Genomic DNA, 17968 nt, shown 5'->3' with positions numbered 1-17968 from the left:
CAATGGTGGTGCGTCTCCGCATGCCCGACGACCGCGCGGTCGGCAACTTCTGAAGAAGGCAGCGATGACAACAGTGTTTCGGCGGGCATGGCTACCGCTATTGGTGATCGTCGCGGTCGCTGCCGGTGTGGTGATCGTGTCGAACGTGCGCCAGGTATTCGGCTCGAATCCTGTTGTGATCACCGAGAAGAGCTCGGACAACGCCGAGGATTTCAACCCGAAATTCGTGAAGTACGAGATTTTCGGCACGGGTAGCACAGCCGTCGTCAACTACATGGACCTCGAAGGCAAGCCCCAGCGCGCCGCAGGGGTTTCGTTGCCGTGGACGTTGACGCTGTCGACCACGCTGCCCTCGGTGCAGCCCAACATTCTGGCCCAGAGCGACGGCAACAGCATCAGCTGCCGGGTCAGTGTCGATGACGTGGTCAAAGAAGAGAGGACCGCCACCGGTATGAACGCCGAAACCTTCTGCTTTGTGAAGGCCGCATGAGCGCGCCGGCCGACGAGGCCCAGACCGACGCCATCCCGGTGGTAGAGAACAAGGGGCACAAGGGGATACCGCGATTCCTCCGCCGGTTCGCGGTGCTGATCATCCTGGCCTGGATCGGGGTCATCGCCGCACTGAACACCGTCGTTCCGCAGCTCGAGGAAGTCGGCAAGTTGCGCGCGGTGTCCATGAGCCCGAACGACGCGCCGTCGATGATCGCCACCAAACGCGTCGGCAAGGTGTTCGACGAATACAGCACCAGCAGTTCGGTGATGATCGTGCTCGAAGGCGACAATCCGCTGGGAGCCGACGCGCACGCCTTCTACGACAAGATGGTCGCCGACCTGCGCGCCGATACCACCCACGTCCAGCATGTCCAGGACTTCTGGGGTGACACCCTGACCGCCAAGGGTGCGCAGAGCCGCGACGGCAAGGCGGCCTACGTTCAGGTCTACATCGCCGGCGACCAAGGGGAGACGCTGGCCAACGACTCGGTCGCCGCGGTGCGCCACATCGCCACCGAAAGTCCCGCTCCGCCAGGGGTAAAGGCTTATGTGACCGGTCCCGCAGCGACGAGCACCGACCAGAACGTCGTCGGCGACAAGAGCATGGAGCTGATCGAACTCGTCACCTTCGGCGTCATCGCGGTCATGCTTTTGCTGGTCTATCGATCCGTGATCGCGACCCTGATCGTGTTGGTGATGGTGGTGCTCGAGCTCTCCGGGGCGCGAGGTCTGGTGGCATTCCTGGGCTACCACAACGTTTTCGGGCTGACCACCTTCGCCACCAACCTGCTGGTGACGCTGGCGATCGCCGCGGCGACGGACTACGTCATCTTCCTGATCGGTCGCTATCAAGAAGCCCGGCGGGCCGGAGAAGACCGAGAATCGGCCTACTACACCATGTTTCACGGCACTGCGCACGTGGTGCTGGCCTCCGGCCTGACCATTGCCGGCGCTACCCTGTGCCTGCACTTCACCCGATTGCCGTACTTCCAGACCATGGGCTTCCCGCTGGCCATCGGCATGGTGATGGTGGTCGCGATGGCGCTGACCCTCGGGCCCGCGGTGATCTCGGTCGCAACCCGCTTCCGCCGGGTCCTCGAGCCCCGAATGAACACGAGAACCGCCGGCTGGCATCGGGTCGGCACCGCGACGGTGCGCTGGCCCGGCGCGATCCTGGTCGGCGCCGTGGTGGCGGCACTGGTCGGTCTGATCGCGCTACCGGGCTATCACACCATCTACGACGACCGGATCTACCTGCCGAAGGACATCCCCGCCAACGTCGGCTATGACGCTGCGTTCCGGCACTTTTCGCAGGCCAAGATGAACCCGGACCTGATGATGGTCGAGTCCGATCGCGATCTGCGGAACCCGGCGGACTTCCTGGTGATCGACAAGATCGCCAAGGCGCTGAAGAACGTGCACGGAATCGCACAGGTGCAGACCATCACCCGACCTGACGGTGACCCGATCAAGCACTCGACGATCCCGTACACCGTCGGACAGAGCGGCTCCACGCAGCTCATGAACAACGATTACACGCAGACGAACCTGGACAATCTGCTCTCTCAGGCCGACGACCTGCAAACCAGCATCGATGCGATGACCGAGATGATGAGCGTCCAGAAAGATCTGGCAGCGGTATCGCAACGCATGGCCGACAAGATGAAGACGACCTCGAATGACATGGCTGACACTCGGGATCACTTGTCGGACTTCGACGACTTCTTCCGGCCCATGCGCAACTACTTCTATTGGGAGCCGCACTGCTTCGATATCCCGGTGTGCTGGTCCATGCGGTCGGTCTTCGAGAGCATCGACGGCATCAGCCTGATGTCCGATGACTTCCAGGACCTGGTGCCCGACATGCAGCGCATGGCCGACCTCATGCCGAAGATGGTCGCGACGATGCCCAGGCAGATCGCGTCGATGAAGCATCAGAAGCAGGTGCTGCTGAACCAGTACCAGATGCAGAAGGCACAGCAGGATCAGACCATCGCGATGCAGCAGACCGGCACCGCGATGAGCGAGGCGTTCGACGCAGCCAAGAACGACGATTCGTTCTACCTGCCGCCGGAAGCCTTCGAGACCGCAGATTTCCAGCGGGGCCTCAAGCTGTTCATGTCGCCCGACGGACATGCGGTGCGGTTCACCATCATTCACCAGGGCAACCCGTTGACGCAGGAGGGCACCTCGCGCATCGAACCGCTCAAGGTCGCGGCGGCCGACGCGATCAAGGGCACGCCGCTCGAGGGCTCTTCGATCTATCTCGGTGGCAGCGCAGCCATGTACAACGACATGCAGATCGGCGCCGACTACGACTTGATGATCGTCGCGGCCGCTGCGCTGATCCTCATCTTCATCATCATGCTCGTCCTCACCCGTGCGGTCGTCGCATCGGCGGTGATCGTCGGCACCGTGGTACTCAGCCTGGCATCGGCCTTCGGTCTTTCGGTACTGCTGTGGCAGCACATCGTGGGTATTCCGCTGCACTGGATGGTGCTACCGATGTCGGTCATCGTGCTGCTGGCGGTGGGCGCGGACTACAACCTGCTGCTTGTCTCCCGCATCAAGGAGGAAATCCATGCGGGGCTGAACACCGGCATCATCCGCGCCATGGTCGGTACCGGCTCTGTGGTCACCTCGGCGGGCTTGGTGTTTGCCTTCACGATGATGTCCATGTCAGTGAGCAAGCTGATCATCATCGGCCAGGTCGGTACGACCATCGGTCTGGGGCTACTGTTCGACACGCTGGTGGTGCGGTCGCTGATGACGCCGTCGATCGCCAGCCTGCTCGGACGCTGGTTCTGGTGGCCGCAGCGCGTGCGTCAGCGCCCGATTCCGCAGCCCTGGCCGAAGCCGGTCCCGCGCGAATCCGACCTGGCGTCGGTCTGAGGCCCGTGCCTACAGCTACCCCGTCGGTGACATCTGACGGGGTAGCTGTAGACCTACGGCGATACACGCGGTCAATGCTGCGCATTGATAGTTCGAAGGGTCGGTCATGGTGAGTCCTGGTTCGGGCCAGCCGGTTTCGTTCGGCGGCCCGGGGGTGCGTGGTGTGAATCACGCGACCGCGGAGGATTCGACCGATGCAGATGGGGTAGAGATGAATAAGGTGACCGCGGGGGCATCGCCCCTGCGACTTTCATGTCGAGTTGGGGGCGCGTCCAGATGAAGCGAAATGATCGATCGTTGATGGCTGTCGGTGCGGCGGCGTTGATCGCGGCAGGTGCAGGCGGCGTCGCCACTGCCGGGCACGCTGCCGCGGAGGCGTGCCCCGACGTACAGGTGGTGTTCGCCCGAGGCACCTTCGAGCCCGCGGGCGTCGGTGGCGTCGGGCAGGCGTTCGTGGATTCGCTCCGCGCCAAGACGCCGGGAAAGTCGGTCGACGTCTACGCCGTCGATTACCCTGCGTCGCTCGATTTCGCGACCGCCGCCGACGGCGTGATCGACGCGCGGAACAAGGTCACCGCCACCGCGAACGCCTGCCCGAACACCAAGGTCGTGCTCGGCGGCTACTCGCAGGGTGCGGCGGTCGCCGCGTACATCACCGAGGACAGCGTGCCGCAGGGCTTCACTCTGCCGCCGGGTCTGACCGGGCCGATGCCGGCCTCGACGGCCGACCATGTGGCCGCGGTCGTCCTGTTCGGGAAGCCGTCCAGCGGTTTCCTGCAGATGATCTACACGGGCGCGCCGCCCATCACCGTTGGCCCGCGCTACACGAGCAAGACCGACGACGTGTGCATCCCCGAGGATCCGGTGTGCTCGCCGACCGGCAACGATCAGGGCGCCCACGGTGCGTACCCGGCCCGCGGACTGACCGACCGGGCCGCCGACTTTGCGGTGAGCCGGCTCGGCGGCACCGCCAGGCCGGCCCAGGCGACCGCGCAGGCCTCCGGGCTCAACTAACCGAGCGTCGTAATCGCAACAGTGCCAAGGCAATCGGTGGGAGGCTCGGTAACCGGACGGGCCGTCTGTCGACGTTGATGTCTCGTTGTTGCGTAGGCGGCCACAAACGGGGTATTCCCTCCCGCATGACGCAACCCCCCGCGGTTCTGTTCGATGTCGACGGCACCTTGGTTGATTCGAACTATCTGCACGTACACGCGTGGCTCTGCGCGTTTGCCGAGGAAGAACTGCCGGTGGAGGCATGGCGCGTGCACCGGCGCATCGGCATGGACGGGACGGCACTGATCCATGACCTGTGTGGCGATGTGCCCGACGAGATCGGGCAGCGGCTGAAGCAACTGCACAGTCGCTACTACCGTCAGGCGGCTGGATTGATGCGGCCGTTGCCGGGCGCGCGCGAACTCCTACACAAGGTGGCCGACCTCGGTCTGCAGGTGGTCCTGGCGACGTCAGCGCCCGAGGACGAGCTGGAGCTGACGCGTCGGGTCCTCGACTGCGACGACGTCGTATCGGCAGTGACCATGTCCGACGACGTCGATACGGCCAAGCCCGAGCCAGGCATCATCGAGGTGGCGCTCGACAAGGCCGGTGTCGGTCCGGCGCAGGCGGTCTTTGTGGGGGACGCGGTCTGGGATGCAGAGGCTTGTGCGCGAGCAGGGGTCAGGTGCATCGGCGTCCGGAGCGGCGGAGTGGGCGACGATGAACTGCGTGCGGCCGGGGTGGTCGAGGTCTTCGATGACCCTCGTGCGTTACTGGCCCACCTGCCGGAGAGCGCCATCGGCGCCTTGCTCGCCTGAGTGGCAGCGAATCGCCGGCTCCGCACCGTGGTGACTGATCGCCTGCGGTCCTCGCGGCGTCACTGCAGAGTATCGAGTAGCCGAAGCGCGTTGTTGATCCCGGCGTCGAGCACTTGAGCGGAAACGTCAGGGTCAGCGATCGCTCGGGAGAGTTGCAGAGACGTCACCAGAATGCTGAAGAGGCCCCACGCTGCCTGTGTTCGATCCGCCTCAGAGGCGAGATCTGGCAGATGCACGGCAATCTCCTGAACGATCGACTGTGCCCCCGCGGAGTAGGCGTTCCTGACGACGTCATCGCAACGTCCGATCTCACTCAGTAAGGCCGCCGTCGGGCAGCCTTCGGGTTGGTTGTCCCGGTGCTCGGTGGACAGATAGCCGCGGATGTAGCCCTCCAGTGAGTCCCGATCAGACGGTATGGCGCTGAGCGCGGCACGCTGCTCTTCGAGTTGATCGGCGACGACGTTCGCGACCAGATCGTTCTTGGAACCGAAGTGTGCGTAGAACGCGCCATTGGTGAGGTCGGCGTCGGACATCACCGCCGCGATCCCCGAGCCGTCGATGCCGTCCTGCTTGAGCCGCCGGCTGGCCGCCGTGATGATGCGCCGACGCGTCTCCATCTTGTGTTCCGCTCCATACCTGGCCATGGAACCCACCTCCGCTTGTGTTGCCGACGTCTCTTGACGATGATAATACAGTCATAATATTATGATCGTAATATCAAGCACCGCGGCGAGAGGCCCTGATGAACGCACTGTACGAACCACTTCAGCTACCCAACGGCCTGGTGTTGCCCAACCGGATCATGAAAGCCGCGATGAGCGAGGCGCTGGCCGATGCGCATCACGCGCCCGATCAGCGATTGGTGCGGCTCTACGACCGCTGGAGTCGCGGTGGTTACGGGCTGCTCATCACCGGCAACGTGATGGTCGACCGCACCCAGTTGGGGGAGCCGGGGAACGTGGTGATCGAGGACGACCGAGATCTGGGGGCGCTGTCGCGGTGGGTCAAGTCCACTCATGACGCGGGGGTGCCGATCTGGGCGCAGCTCAACCATCCTGGGCGGCAATCCAATCCGCTGGCGATCGGCCATACGCCTGTCGCGCCCAGTGCCGTGCCTCTGAGCCTGCCGGGCGCGCCCACGCCGCGCGCACTGACCGGGCCGCAGATCGAGGACATCGTCGAACGCTTCGCGACCGCAGCGTCGGTGTGCGAGGCGGCGGGATTCGACGGCGTGCAGATCCACGCTGCGCACGGATATCTGGTCACCCAGTTTCTGTCGCCATTGACCAATCTGCGTGATGACGAGTGGGGCGGTGACAGTGAGCGCCGAATGCGTTTCCTGCTGGAAGTGATCCGCGGTATCCGAGCCCGCGTCTCACCGGCATTCGCAGTGAGTGTGAAGCTCAACTCGGCTGACTTTCAACGGGGTGGATTCACCGAGGACGACTCGCGCGACGTGGTGAGCACCCTGGCTCATGAGGCCATCGACTTGATCGAAATCAGTGGCGGGAACTACGAATCGCCGGCCATGTCGGGATCGGCAGCGGCCAGCACACGAGCCCGCGAAGCCTACTTCCTCGAATATGCCCGTACCGTACGCGCCGCGGCAGGGCAGGTACCGCTCGCGGTCACCGGCGGCTTCCGGTCGCAGGAGGCCATGACACAGGCGGTCGAATCGGGAGACTGCGACGTGGTCGGCCTGGCCCGCCCGACGGTGACCATGCCCGATGCCGCCGAGGCAATACTGACCGGCCGGCTCGACGTCCTTCCGACGCGCGAACTCAAGTACGGAATGCGAAGTCTGATAGGTCGATTCGTCGATGTCAAAGCTCTTGACGGTGTGCTCAACATCAGTTGGAGCACCGATCAGCTCCACCGGCTCGGCGCCGGGCTCGAGCCGGATCCGAACCGCGGTCGACTTGCCACCACTCTCGCGATGCTCAAGCGCAACGGAACGGCATCGATGCGTCCCAAACGCGGCATCCGGTAACACCTCCGATCTCCCGACTCCCACCAACGCAATGAGGATTCACATGCTCGCCTGGAAAGACATACCCACCAAGACAATCGACGTCAACGGAGTGCCGTTCGCATACCGGCAACTCGGCGCCGAATCCGACGTCCCCGTCGTGTTCTTGCATCACTTCACCGCTGTGCTCGACGATTGGGACCCGAGAGTCGTCGACGGTATTGCGACCCGTCATCGCGTCATCGCCTTCGACAACCGGGGCATCGGGGCATCTGGATCAAAGGTCCCGGACAACGTCGATCAGATGGCCGACGATGCGATCGCGTTCATCCGAGCGCTCGGCTTGACGAAGGTGGATCTGCTCGGGTTCTCGCTCGGCGGTGCCGTCGCCCAGGTGGTGGCACTGAAGTCACCCGACCTGGTTCGCCGAATGATCCTGGCGGGCACCGGCCCTCGCGGTGGCGGTGGGATCGACGCGATGCGCAAGATAGTCGCAGTCGCCTACGCCAAGGCGTTCCTGACGCGCAAGGACCCGCGCGAGTACCTGTTCTTTCCCCGAACCGCGGAAGGTAAACGGGCCGCCTCCGACTACTTCACCCGTTTGCAGGAGCGAACCTTCGACAGGGACAAGAAGATCTCGATGCAAGCGCGGCTGGCGCAGCTCAAAGCAATCGTCAACGGCGGCAAGGCCGCACCCGACAACCTGTCGCGGATCGCGGTACCCGTCCTGGTAGCCAACGGCGATAACGACCTCATGGTGGCAAGCAGCCTGTCGGCGGATATGGCGCGCCGAATCCCCAACTCGGAGTTGAAAATCTATCCGAGTTCGGGACACGGCGGCATCTTCCAGCATCACACGACCTTCGTCCCTGACGCGCTCGAATTCCTCGCTGGCTGAGTGTCAGTTCGGTAGACGTAAATCTCCTGCATAGCAGCACCATCGAAGAATCGAGTACCTCATGAACAACATCAGTGAAGCCGTCACCTCCTACGCCCAGGCGCCGTCGCGCACCGTGACCGCCGGCGGCACCACCTACGCCTACCGTGAACTCGGTCCCAAAGGCGGCGTCCCGGTGGTGTTCTTCGTGCACCTTGCCGCGACCCTGGACAATTGGGATCCCAGCATCATCGACCCGATCGCCAAGACCCGCCACGTGATCGCCTTCGACAACAAGGGCGTCGGCGGGTCCAGCGGGTCGGTTCCCGGCACCATCGAAGAAGCGGCCGACGATGCCTACACTTTCATCACGGCGTTGGGGTTCAACACCATTGACGTGTTCTCGTTCTCGATGGGTGGCATGATCGCGCAGGATCTGGTGCTCAAGCACCCTCAACTGGTGCGCAGGCTGGTCTTGACCGGGACCGGGCCGCGCGGCGGCAAGGACATCGACAAGGTCGCGGGGGTCACCTACTGGGACATGCTGCGGGCCAAGCTGAATCGTTCCGACCCCAAGGAGTTCTTGTTCTTCAACCGAGACGCAGTAGGTAAGCGCGCCGGGAAGGAGTTTGTCAACCGGCTCAAGGAGCGCACCACCGATCGCGACAAGGACATCAAAATCAGTGCGCTCCTGACTCAGCTCAAAGCGATCAAGGCCTACGGCCGGTCCAGGCCGTCGGATCTGTCGAAGATCACCCTGCCGACGTTGATCGCCAACGGCGACCATGACCGCATGGTGCCAACGGCGCTATCTGAGGATCTCCATCGCCGCATCGCGGGATCAGAACTGATCATCTATCCCAACTCCGGGCACGGTGGCATCTTCCAGTACCACCAGCAGTTCGCCCCCGTCGCCGCGGCATTCCTCGCCGACGGCGAAAAGTAGCGAATCTGATCCAGCAGAAAGAATTTCGCAATGGCTCATCCGCGTCAGCGGCGCTACTCATTGAACAACAAGACCGTGTTCCTCACCGGCGCCGCCGGCGGTCTCGGCGCGGCGACCGCCTCGGCACTGACCCAGCGCGGCGCACGGGTTGCCCTTGCCGATATCGACCTACGTGCCGCAGAACGAACCGCCCGAATGCTGCCACCGGGACAAGTCCTACCCGTGCACTGCGACGTCACGGCGATCGACTCCGTCCACGCTGCCGTGCGCGAGGTCGAGGACAGGTTCGGGCCCGTCGACGTCGCCATCGCCAATGCGGGCTTGATGGGACGCGGCGGAACATTGCGCACCTTGTCGACCGATGAGGTCGACCGCGTGCTGTCGGTCAACGTATCCGGCGTGCTCAACACGGTGTCGGCGACGATCGAGTCGGTCATCCAAAACCGCGGCCAGATCGCCCTCATCAGTTCGGTTTTCGCCTACCTCAATGGTGCCGGAGCCATGCCCTATGCGATGAGCAAGGCCGCGGTCGAGCAAGCCGGCCGCGCCCTCGCCGTCGAACTGGCCAACCACGGTGCTGCGGCAATGACCGCATACTTCTCGCTCATCGAGACCGGCATGATTCAGCACGGCATCGACGAAGATCCACACGTACAGGCCCTGCTCTCGGCGATGCCGAAGTTCATTCTCAAACGCATCCAGCCGACCACGGCCGCAGCAGCCATTGTCAATGGCCTCGAGCAACGTCGACGGACCGTCTCTGCGCCGGCGCGCTGGCGCCCCGTATCGGCATTGCGCGGTGTCCTCGGTCCTTTGGTCGATGGACGACTGGCGCGTGACGTCGGAGTGCAACGCGCGTTGTCCGAACTCGATGCACGACGTGGGGGATAGCGTCGTGCATAGCTGGCTGTCGGCGAAAAGTGCTGAGTCGCAATATATTCGGATCTGCGGCAAAGCTTGCCTATCGACTATAACCTCGTTATAGTCTGAATATAACTTCGTTATAGAACGTTCGCTCGAGAGGATGGCGATGACGCAGCAGGTACGAGGCGATCTGGTGATCGAGGATCGCGGGCGGGTGCTCGTCGCCCGAGTGGATGGTGGCCCGCACAGCCTGTTCGGCGTCCAAATCGCCGATCAGCTCGAGGCATTGGTGGATCGGGTCGATCGCGACCCGGGAGTGCATGCCGTGGTGTTCACCGGCGCACGTCCGGGTCGGTTCGTCAGCCACGCCGACGTGCGATGGCTACAGGCGGAGGGCGCTGCCGTACCTGAGATGGGCAGACGCAGCGCGTCGGCCGCCCTGCGCGTGGCCCGCGGCATGGACCGCGTCCGGGTCCTGAACCCGGTTGTGCAGAGAACGCCGCTGCGCGGCGTCGCACAACTCGATCGACTCCACGCGACCTTCCTGAAGATGAATGCCAGCGGCGTCATCTTCGTGGCCGCCCTCAACGGCTCGGCGCTCGGGCTGGGCGCCGAATTCGCGTGGGCATGCGATCTGCGGATCATGGCCGACGACGATTTCTTCATCGGCCAACCCGAAGTGCTGCTGGGCATCATGCCCGGTGGGGGCGGCAGCCAACGCCTGACCCGCCTCATCGGCACCCACAAATCACTGGTCGCCATTTTGGAGGGCAGGCCGTTCACTCCGGCGCAGGCTTTGGCCAACGGTGCGGTCGACGAGGTCGTGGCCACCGAGGATGTCGTGACGCGGGCCATCGAAGTCGCTGAGTACTTCGGCAAACGCGCCAAAGGCTCGGTCGAGGCGATCAAACGGTCGGTCTATTTCGGCGGGTCGATGTCACTGCAGGAGGGCCTGCACGTCGAGCGCACGGAGTTCCTCGGTACTGATCAATCCACGGAAGGCCAGCAACTGATGCTGCAGTACCTCGCCGATATCGAGTCCTCGGGCGAACTGCCCTTGTATCACGAAGACGTCTACGACCGCGCGCTCGAAGCGGGCGCGGTGCCCGCCGTCGGCACGAACGGAGCGGCGGTGGCGCGGAAATGATTTCGGCACAGCCGTTTACGCGCCAAGATATCTCCTTCACCTCGGGGAAGGACACCTGTGCCGGATGGCTCTACTTGCCCACCGGTGTGACCTCGCCGCCGGTGGTGATCCTGGGCCACGGCCTGGGCGCGACACGGGAGATGCGTCTGGACGCCTACGCGGAGCGCTTCGCGCGGGCCGGCATCGCCGCATTGGCGTTCACCTACCGGCACTTCGGTGACAGTAGCGGTCAACCCCGCCAGCTCCTGTCGATCAAACGTCAACTCGCCGACTGGGATTCCGCGATAGCCTACGCGAAGGGCCGGCGCGAGATCGACGGCACCAGGATCGCGGTGTGGGGCAGTTCGTTCGGCGGCGGCCATTCCATCACGGTTGCGTCGCGGCATCCTGAGTTGAAAGCTGCGGTGGCCCAATGCCCGTTCACCGACGGGCTGGCTTCCGCAGTGGCTCTCGGCCCGGCCGCCACGATCAATGTGTTGCCGTTGGTGGCCCGGGACTATGCCTCGATCGTGAGACGACGCGAGCCGGTGATGATTCCGCTGGCGGGCGCCCCGGGGACGCTGGCGTTGATGAACGCGCCGGATGCACTGCCCGGCTATCAGGCCCTCCTGCCGGCGAATTCGAGCTTCCGCAACGAGGTCGCCGCGCGCGTGGCACCCACGATCATGATGTACCGGCCGGGGCGGGCCGCCAAGAAAGTCGCATTTCCGATCCTGTTCTGCATCAGCGACACCGACACCGTCACCCCACCCGCGGAGACCGAACGCTATGCACGCTCGGCACCCCGAGGTGAGATCAAGCATTACAGCGCCGGACATTTCGCGTTCTACCACGGCGATCCTTTCGAGCAGTTGGTCACCGATCAGATCGACTTCCTGACCCGGCACCTCTGAGCAACCAGGACACCTATGAAGCTCCCCGCACTGCCCGACCGCCGGGCCGAGCACGATCCGCACGGGCCCGCTCTGGCCGACGCACGCCAAGCGCTGACCAATGCCCAACTGCGCGACCGCGTGCAGGCTGCCGCACAGCAATTGCGTGGCATGGGGATCGGTACCGGCGACGTGGTGGCCGTTGCCCTGCGTAACCGCGTCGAGTTCGTTGTGCTGTTGTTCGCCGCCTGGCGCGTGGGCGCCGCCATCACACCGGTCAACCCCAGCCTCACCGACGATGAGGTCAATCGCCAACTCACCGATTCCGGGGCCCGGTTGCTGGTCATCGACGACGACCTCACCATCACCACCGTGGTGCCCACCCTTGCCGTCGCTGACTTGGACACTGAGCCCGGGGGAGCGGATCAGCCGCCGCACGTGGATGTCTCGGCCCTGGCGCTACTGATTTACACCAGCGGCACCACCGGCGCACCCAAAGGTGTCATGCTCGATCACGCCAACCTCGACGCGATGGCCCAGATGGGACGTCAGGCGCTGCAGATCGGGCCGGCCGACCGATGCTTGCTGATCCTGCCGTTGTTCCATGTCAACGGCATTGTCGTCAGCGTGATCACGCCACTGCTGGCCGGCGCCAGCGTCGTCATCGCCGACCGCTTCTCGCCCGGTACCTTCTTCGACGTCATCGAACGCGAGCGACCCACCTATTTCAGTGCGGTGCCCACCGTCTACACCATGCTTGTCGCCCTGCCCGGCGACGTCATCCCCGACACGTCCTCGTTGCGCTTCGCGATCTGCGGAGCCGCACCGGCATCGCCGGAACTTTTGAACCGCTTTGAAACTCGCTTCGGGTTCCCGCTCGTCGAAGGCTACGGACTGTCGGAAGGCACCTGCGCATCGACCATCAACCCCATCGACGGCCCGCGTCGAGGTGCGGGGAAGCCCTTTCCCGGGCAACGGATTCGGATCATCGACATCCGTGGTGACGACGTTCCCACCGGGGAAACTGGTGAGGTGATCATCGCCGGACCCAACGTCATGCGTGGTTACCTCGGGCGCCCTGAAGCCACTGCCCACACCATCGTCGGTGGTTGGCTGCACACCGGCGACATCGGTCACCTCGACGCCGAGGGCTACTTGACCCTGGCCGGGCGGTCCAAAGACATGATCATCCGGGGCGGTGAGAACATCTATCCCCGCGAGATCGAGGACGTCCTCTCCAGCGAGCCGAATGTCCTTGATGTCGCGGTCATCGGGGTCCCTGACGCAAAATGGGGTGAAGTGGTGGTGGCATACGTCGCGCCACGTCCCGGTACCGCTATCGACATCAACGCCCTGCAGGCGCTGTGCGCGCTCAACCTGGCCGGCTACAAACGGCCGACCGAAATCCTGATTCTGGACGCGATCCCCAAGAATCCGGTCGGAAAAACCGACAAGGCGCCACTGCGCGCCGCCCACCTGGCGGCCACCAAGAACACCGAAAAGGCAATGTCATGAAAGCTTTTGCACTCACCCGCTATGGCAAGAAGAACAACGTCAGCGTCATGGAACGTGCGGTGCCAGACCTGCGCGACGATGACGTCCTGATTCAGATCCACGCCACCAGCGTCAATCCACTGGACCTCAAAATTCGGAACGGCGAACTCAAACCACTACTGCCGTACAAACTTCCGGTTGTCCTCGGTAATGACCTGGCCGGTGTCGTCGTCAAGACGGGGCCGCGAGTGCGACGCTTCGCTGTTGGCGATGCGGTGTACGCCAAACCCAACCAGGACCGCATCGGCACCTTCGCCGAATACCTCGCCGTCAACGAGGACGACGTCGCGCGTATACCCAAGACCGTCACCATGAACGAAGCCGCCGCGCTGCCGCTGGTCGGCCTGACCGCCTGGCAGGCGCTGGTCGACAAGGCGCACTTGCGGCCCGGACAGAAGGTGCTCATCCACGCCGGCTCCGGCGGCCTGGGCACCATCGCCATTCAATTGGCCAAACACCTGGGGGCCACGGTCGCGACCACCACGAGTACCAAGAACGTGGAATGGGTCAAGGCACTCGGCGCCGACATCGTGATCGATTACAAGACAAAGGATTTCGCGGCCGAACTGAGCGACTACGACGTCGTCTTGGACACTCAGGGCGGTGTGACCCTGGAGAAGTCGCTCTCGGTCGTCAAACCCGGCGGCGCGGTCATCTCGGTAGCCGGGCCGCCCGACCCCGGATTCGCCCGCGAGTTCGGGGCCAACTGGCTGCTGGTCCAAGGGATGCGCGCCTTGAGTTTCTCGGTGCGACGCAAGGCCAAACGACGTTCTGTGAACTACTCGTTCCTGTTCATGACCGCTAATGGAGACCAGCTCCAAGACCTGGCCGCCTTGGTCGACGATGGTGTCATCCGTCCGGTCATCGATCGGCTGTTCCCGTTCGACGCCACCCTCGACGCCTTGGCATATGTCGAGAATGGCCGCGCGACAGGAAAAGTCGTCATCACTGTCACGGGTGACCGTGAACAGTCCTGATCGGGACTTCGATTACGACTGGCTGGTGATCGGGTCGGGATTCGGCGGCAGCGTATCGGCATTACGCCTGTCGGAGAAGGGGTTCCGGGTCGGTGTAGTCGAACGCGGGCGCCGATACGCCCCACAGGACCTACCCGCGTCGGCGTGGCAGTCCGGCAAATATCTCTGGGCGCCGCGGCTGCGCAAGCTGGGTATCATGCGAATCTCGATGTTCCGACACATCTTCTTCCCCTCCCAGAGCGGCGTCGGCGGCGGTAGCCTGGTCTACGGCGGTGTGCTGTACCGCGCAAAGGACGAGTTCTTCAACGGCGCCCAGTGGCGCGACCTTGGGGACTGGGAGCAGCGCCTGCGGCCGCACTACGACACCGCTGAACGGATGCTCGGTGCGGCACTGGTCCCGTTCGATTCGGTTCACCAACAATGGATTCGGGAAATGGGCCGACACTTCGGCACGGAAGATACTGTCAGCCGTGCACCGACCGGGGTGTTCTTCGGAGAGCCCGGGAAAACCGTGCCCGACCCCTACTTCGGCGGCGCCGGGCCCGACCGCACCGGCTGCACCCGCTGCGGTGCCTGCATGGTCGGCTGCCGCGTCGGAGCGGTGAATTCGCTGACCCAGAACTACCTGTGGTTCGCCGAACGCAACGGCGTGCACATCCTGCCCGAGCATCAGGCGATCGACGTGACCCCCGTCGGCGACCCGGACGGACGCGACGGCTATCACGTCACCACCATCCATCCTGCCGGCGGGCACCGCCAGATCTACACCACACGCGGCGTCGTGTTCGCCGGCGGGGCCTTGGGCACCAACGAACTGCTGGCCAACTGCAAGCGCGGCGGTTCACTGCCGAACCTCAGCGACCGCCTGGGTGAATTGGTGCGCACCAACAGCGAATCCGTGCTGACCGTGCTGCTGCCGGAGGATCAGGAAAGCTGGCGCGATGTCACCGCGAGCAGCAGCGTGCACGTCGATGCCGACACGCACATCGAACTGCTCACCTACGGGCCCAACGCCGACATGCTCAGCCTGCTCTACACCATGCTGGTGGGTGACGGTACCCGGATCACCAGGCCACTGAAATGGATTGCGGCGATCGCGCGACACCCACGACGCTGGCTGGCAACGCTGTGGCCGGTGGGTTGGAGCCGACGCATGACGATGCTGCTGGTGATGCAGTCGCGCGACAACGCGATCTCCTTTCGTGCCCGAAAACACCGATGGGGCAATGGCTATCGACTGTCCACCGTCCAGAACACGGACAACCCCGCCCCCACCTTCATCGACAAAGGCAATCAAGCTGCGCGCTGGCTGGCCGAGCGCACCGGAGGCATCGCCCAGAGCAACGTCCTGGAGGCTCTGGGCAACATCCCCTCCACCGCGCACCTGCTGGGCGGGGCCGTCATCGGCGCCAGTCGCGCCATGGGAGTGGTTGATGCGAACCTACGGGTATTCGGGTATCACAACATGCTCGTCTGCGACGGCTCGGCGATGCCGGCCAACCCCGGTGTCAACCCGGCCCTGACCATCACCGCGCTCGCCGAATACGCCATGGCACAGATTCGCGCACGCACCGGGACCGCGTGAACACCTTCAGCGCAGCGCAAACACGATCGATGGAAGAGGGCTTGCATGACCATTCGCACCGGGCGGTCGCTTGTACTCTCAACTGGCGACGTCAACTGAACGGAGGTGCATGAGCGCGATGCCCCGACCTGCCAAGGCCGGTGTCACATCCAAGGCCGAGAAAGAGGCGGCGCCGCGGTTGGACCGTGAGCAGGCTGTCGCTCAGTTGGTCGGCGCCGCAACCGCACTGTTGGCCGAGCACGGGCCCGCCGCGGTCAAGGCACGGACCGTCGCTGACGCTGCAGGGCTCTCGACGATGGCGGTGTATCACCACCTCGGTGGCGTACCGGAACTGATCCAGGCCGTGGTGGATCGCGGCTTCAAAGATCTCGGTGATGTCTTCCTCGGCGCACCTGCCAGCGATGACCCGGTCACGTCACTGTTCGCGATGGCGCTGGAGGCTCACCGGTTCGCCCAAGGCAATCCGCACCTCTACGACCTCATGTTCGGGCTGTCCGCCCGCGGTAGCTACCGGCCGGTGACGGCCACCGACCGTGGCCGTTCCGCCGGCTTCGAGGACGCGTACGCACATTTGACCGAAGGCTGCACCCGGCTGGTCGCCAGTGGCCGAGTACGTCCGGATGAGGACCCCGAAGTGATTGCGCCACAACTGTGGAGTGCCGTTCACGGCTTCGTCACCCTTGACCTTGGCGGCCACCTATCTACGTTCAAAGACCCTGTCCGCCAGGTCTTCTCGCCGATGATGGTCAACCTCGTGGTAGGGCTGGGCGACGATCCGAAGCGGGCAACCGCATCGAATGCTGACGCCATTGAGGCATCGCGCCGGTCGAATCCCAACCCGTTCTAATCTGATCGATCAATAGCGAGCAGCGATGGGTTTCGCTGCCCAACCGTCAGCTCAACGTGCCGGCGGCGACCGCAGCCGCGTTGATTCTGGTCAGCACCGTGTGCAGGCGTTCCAGCTCGTCGAGACCCACGCCGAGTTGTTCGACAACCGCGGGCGGAATTTTCAGGGCACGGCGGCGTAGCGCGACGCCTTTCGGCGTCAGCGTGATGTGGGTGGTGCGTTCATCGGTGGCGCTGCGCGTGCGGCGGATGAACTCGAGCGTCTCGAGGCGTTTGAGCATCGGCGACACGGTGGCCGAATCCATCTGCAGCAGCGCGGCGATCTGCTTGACGGTCAACGGTTCCTGTTTGGCTTTCGCGTTGTCCCACAACGCCAGCAGCACCAGGTATTGCGGATGCGTCAGCCCGAGTGGTTCGAGCAGCGGCCGGTAGATCGCAAGTACTGCACGGTTGGTGATGGCCAGCGCGAAGCAGACCTGCCGTTCCAGGGCCAGGGGGTCGACATCTTGGGAGGCAGCGGTCATGCTGCTCAGCTTATTACCAATTAGGGCCCTAACTGTTTGCGCCCGTGATGTCAGGGGCCGGTTCGGTGTGGGGTGTCGATCCGCCTGGACTTCGGCCGCGGTGGAATAGCGAGCTAACTGATAGTGTCCTAACTATTAGGGTACGAAGAGCATGGTGCTCGTCGATCCGATCAGTCAAAGGAGTCGTCATGGTCGCCGACAGTCCGACGTTCTGGCAGCGCATCACCTATGCCTACGGCCGTCGCTTACCGGATCACTTGCGGGAATGGGTTCGTCAGGACCTGACCGACGACGGCGCCGTGCGCCGGCACATGATCCGATACGCGATCCCGCCGATCTTCGTACTGGCTCCGCTGTGGCTGCTGCCGGCGTCGGTGTACGTGCACTCTGAAATGACGCTGCCGATCTACTTCTGGGCCCTGGTGATGGCATTCGTGCTCAACAAGGTGTGGCGCCGCTACCGCCTGAGCCAGCACGGTCTCGACCCGAACCTGATCGACGAAGTCCTGCGGCAGAAGCAGTCGCAGATGCACGACCGCTATGCCGAACGCTTCGGCCCGCGGCCGGAATCGGCCAAATGGCAGGCGAACAGCCGGCCGTTCTGACGGCCGG

Annotated in this window: 17 protein-coding genes; 15 read left to right on the top strand and 2 right to left on the bottom strand. The window is 64.1% G+C overall.

Features of this window, described 5'->3' with window-relative positions:
• Window positions 1-64: 64 nt before the first annotated feature.
• The 4 genes from ACWW1C_RS22260 (at window position 65) to ACWW1C_RS22245 (ending at window position 5195) form a co-directional block, all read left to right on the top strand.
• Entirely contained in the window at window positions 65-490 is a 426-nt protein-coding gene (locus tag ACWW1C_RS22260; protein WP_455980294.1) for an MmpS family transport accessory protein, read from the top strand.
• The gene (locus ACWW1C_RS22255; protein ID WP_455980293.1) at window positions 487-3384 is read left to right on the top strand and encodes an MMPL/RND family transporter; all 2898 of its coding nucleotides are present in this window, start codon (window positions 487-489) and stop codon (window positions 3382-3384) included. The genes ACWW1C_RS22260 and ACWW1C_RS22255 overlap by 4 nt, the downstream gene beginning before the upstream one ends.
• Before the next feature lie 276 nt (window positions 3385-3660).
• Window positions 3661-4398, top strand: coding sequence for a cutinase family protein (locus tag ACWW1C_RS22250; protein WP_455980292.1), 738 nt, complete (start codon window positions 3661-3663; stop codon window positions 4396-4398).
• A gap of 125 nt (window positions 4399-4523) precedes the next feature.
• The gene (locus tag ACWW1C_RS22245; RefSeq protein WP_455980291.1) at window positions 4524-5195 is read left to right on the top strand and encodes an HAD family hydrolase; all 672 of its coding nucleotides are present in this window, start codon (window positions 4524-4526) and stop codon (window positions 5193-5195) included.
• A 59-nt stretch (window positions 5196-5254) separates the two neighbouring features.
• Here the strand turns inward: ACWW1C_RS22245 and ACWW1C_RS22240 are convergent, their stop codons facing one another.
• A complete protein-coding gene (locus ACWW1C_RS22240; protein ID WP_455980290.1) occupies window positions 5255-5839 on the bottom strand; it encodes a TetR/AcrR family transcriptional regulator in 585 nt (194 codons plus the stop codon).
• A gap of 98 nt (window positions 5840-5937) precedes the next feature.
• On the opposite strand from ACWW1C_RS22240, the gene ACWW1C_RS22235 reads away from it, so the two are divergent.
• The 10 genes from ACWW1C_RS22235 (at window position 5938) to ACWW1C_RS22190 (ending at window position 16833) form a co-directional block, all read left to right on the top strand.
• The gene (locus tag ACWW1C_RS22235; RefSeq protein WP_455980289.1) at window positions 5938-7185 is read left to right on the top strand and encodes an NADH:flavin oxidoreductase/NADH oxidase family protein; all 1248 of its coding nucleotides are present in this window, start codon (window positions 5938-5940) and stop codon (window positions 7183-7185) included.
• Window positions 7186-7228: 43 nt separating this feature from the next.
• The gene (locus ACWW1C_RS22230; protein WP_455980288.1) at window positions 7229-8062 is read left to right on the top strand and encodes an alpha/beta fold hydrolase; all 834 of its coding nucleotides are present in this window, start codon (window positions 7229-7231) and stop codon (window positions 8060-8062) included.
• Between the two features lie 61 nt (window positions 8063-8123).
• On the top strand, window positions 8124-8987 hold the full coding sequence (locus ACWW1C_RS22225; protein ID WP_455980287.1) for an alpha/beta fold hydrolase: 864 nt from the start codon (window positions 8124-8126) through the stop codon (window positions 8985-8987).
• A 30-nt stretch (window positions 8988-9017) separates the two neighbouring features.
• Window positions 9018-9878, top strand: a complete 861-nt coding sequence (locus ACWW1C_RS22220; protein WP_455980286.1) for an SDR family NAD(P)-dependent oxidoreductase — start codon at window positions 9018-9020, stop codon at window positions 9876-9878.
• Window positions 9879-10017: 139 nt separating this feature from the next.
• Complete coding sequence (locus tag ACWW1C_RS22215; RefSeq protein ID WP_455980285.1) at window positions 10018-10998, top strand: enoyl-CoA hydratase/isomerase family protein; 981 nt, start codon at window positions 10018-10020, stop codon at window positions 10996-10998.
• Window positions 10995-11891: an alpha/beta hydrolase gene (locus tag ACWW1C_RS22210; protein ID WP_455980284.1), complete on the top strand. Its 897-nt coding sequence runs from the start codon at window positions 10995-10997 to the stop codon at window positions 11889-11891. The genes ACWW1C_RS22215 and ACWW1C_RS22210 overlap by 4 nt, the downstream gene beginning before the upstream one ends.
• Window positions 11892-11906: 15 nt before the next feature.
• A complete protein-coding gene (locus ACWW1C_RS22205) occupies window positions 11907-13385 on the top strand; it encodes a class I adenylate-forming enzyme family protein (protein ID WP_455980283.1) in 1479 nt (492 codons plus the stop codon).
• Window positions 13382-14401, top strand: a complete 1020-nt coding sequence (locus ACWW1C_RS22200) for an NADP-dependent oxidoreductase (RefSeq protein WP_455980282.1) — start codon at window positions 13382-13384, stop codon at window positions 14399-14401. The genes ACWW1C_RS22205 and ACWW1C_RS22200 overlap by 4 nt, the downstream gene beginning before the upstream one ends.
• A complete protein-coding gene (locus tag ACWW1C_RS22195; protein ID WP_455980281.1) occupies window positions 14388-15986 on the top strand; it encodes a GMC oxidoreductase in 1599 nt (532 codons plus the stop codon). The genes ACWW1C_RS22200 and ACWW1C_RS22195 overlap by 14 nt, the downstream gene beginning before the upstream one ends.
• A gap of 109 nt (window positions 15987-16095) precedes the next feature.
• The gene (locus ACWW1C_RS22190) at window positions 16096-16833 is read left to right on the top strand and encodes a TetR/AcrR family transcriptional regulator (RefSeq protein ID WP_455980280.1); all 738 of its coding nucleotides are present in this window, start codon (window positions 16096-16098) and stop codon (window positions 16831-16833) included.
• Window positions 16834-16879: 46 nt separating this feature from the next.
• Here ACWW1C_RS22190 and ACWW1C_RS22185 read toward each other — a convergent pair whose 3' ends face one another.
• Window positions 16880-17356, bottom strand: a complete 477-nt coding sequence (locus ACWW1C_RS22185; protein ID WP_455980279.1) for a MarR family winged helix-turn-helix transcriptional regulator — start codon at window positions 17354-17356, stop codon at window positions 16880-16882.
• Window positions 17357-17544: 188 nt separating this feature from the next.
• Between ACWW1C_RS22185 and ACWW1C_RS22180 the strand changes: the two genes are divergently transcribed.
• The gene (locus ACWW1C_RS22180; protein ID WP_455980278.1) at window positions 17545-17961 is read left to right on the top strand and encodes a DUF5313 domain-containing protein; all 417 of its coding nucleotides are present in this window, start codon (window positions 17545-17547) and stop codon (window positions 17959-17961) included.
• Window positions 17962-17968 lie beyond the last annotated feature (7 nt).

It is taken from the genome of Mycobacterium sp. HM-7, from assembly GCF_053852335.1.
The sequence above is the reverse complement of the archived record's forward strand: the minus strand, read 5'-3'. Positions and strand labels throughout refer to the sequence as shown.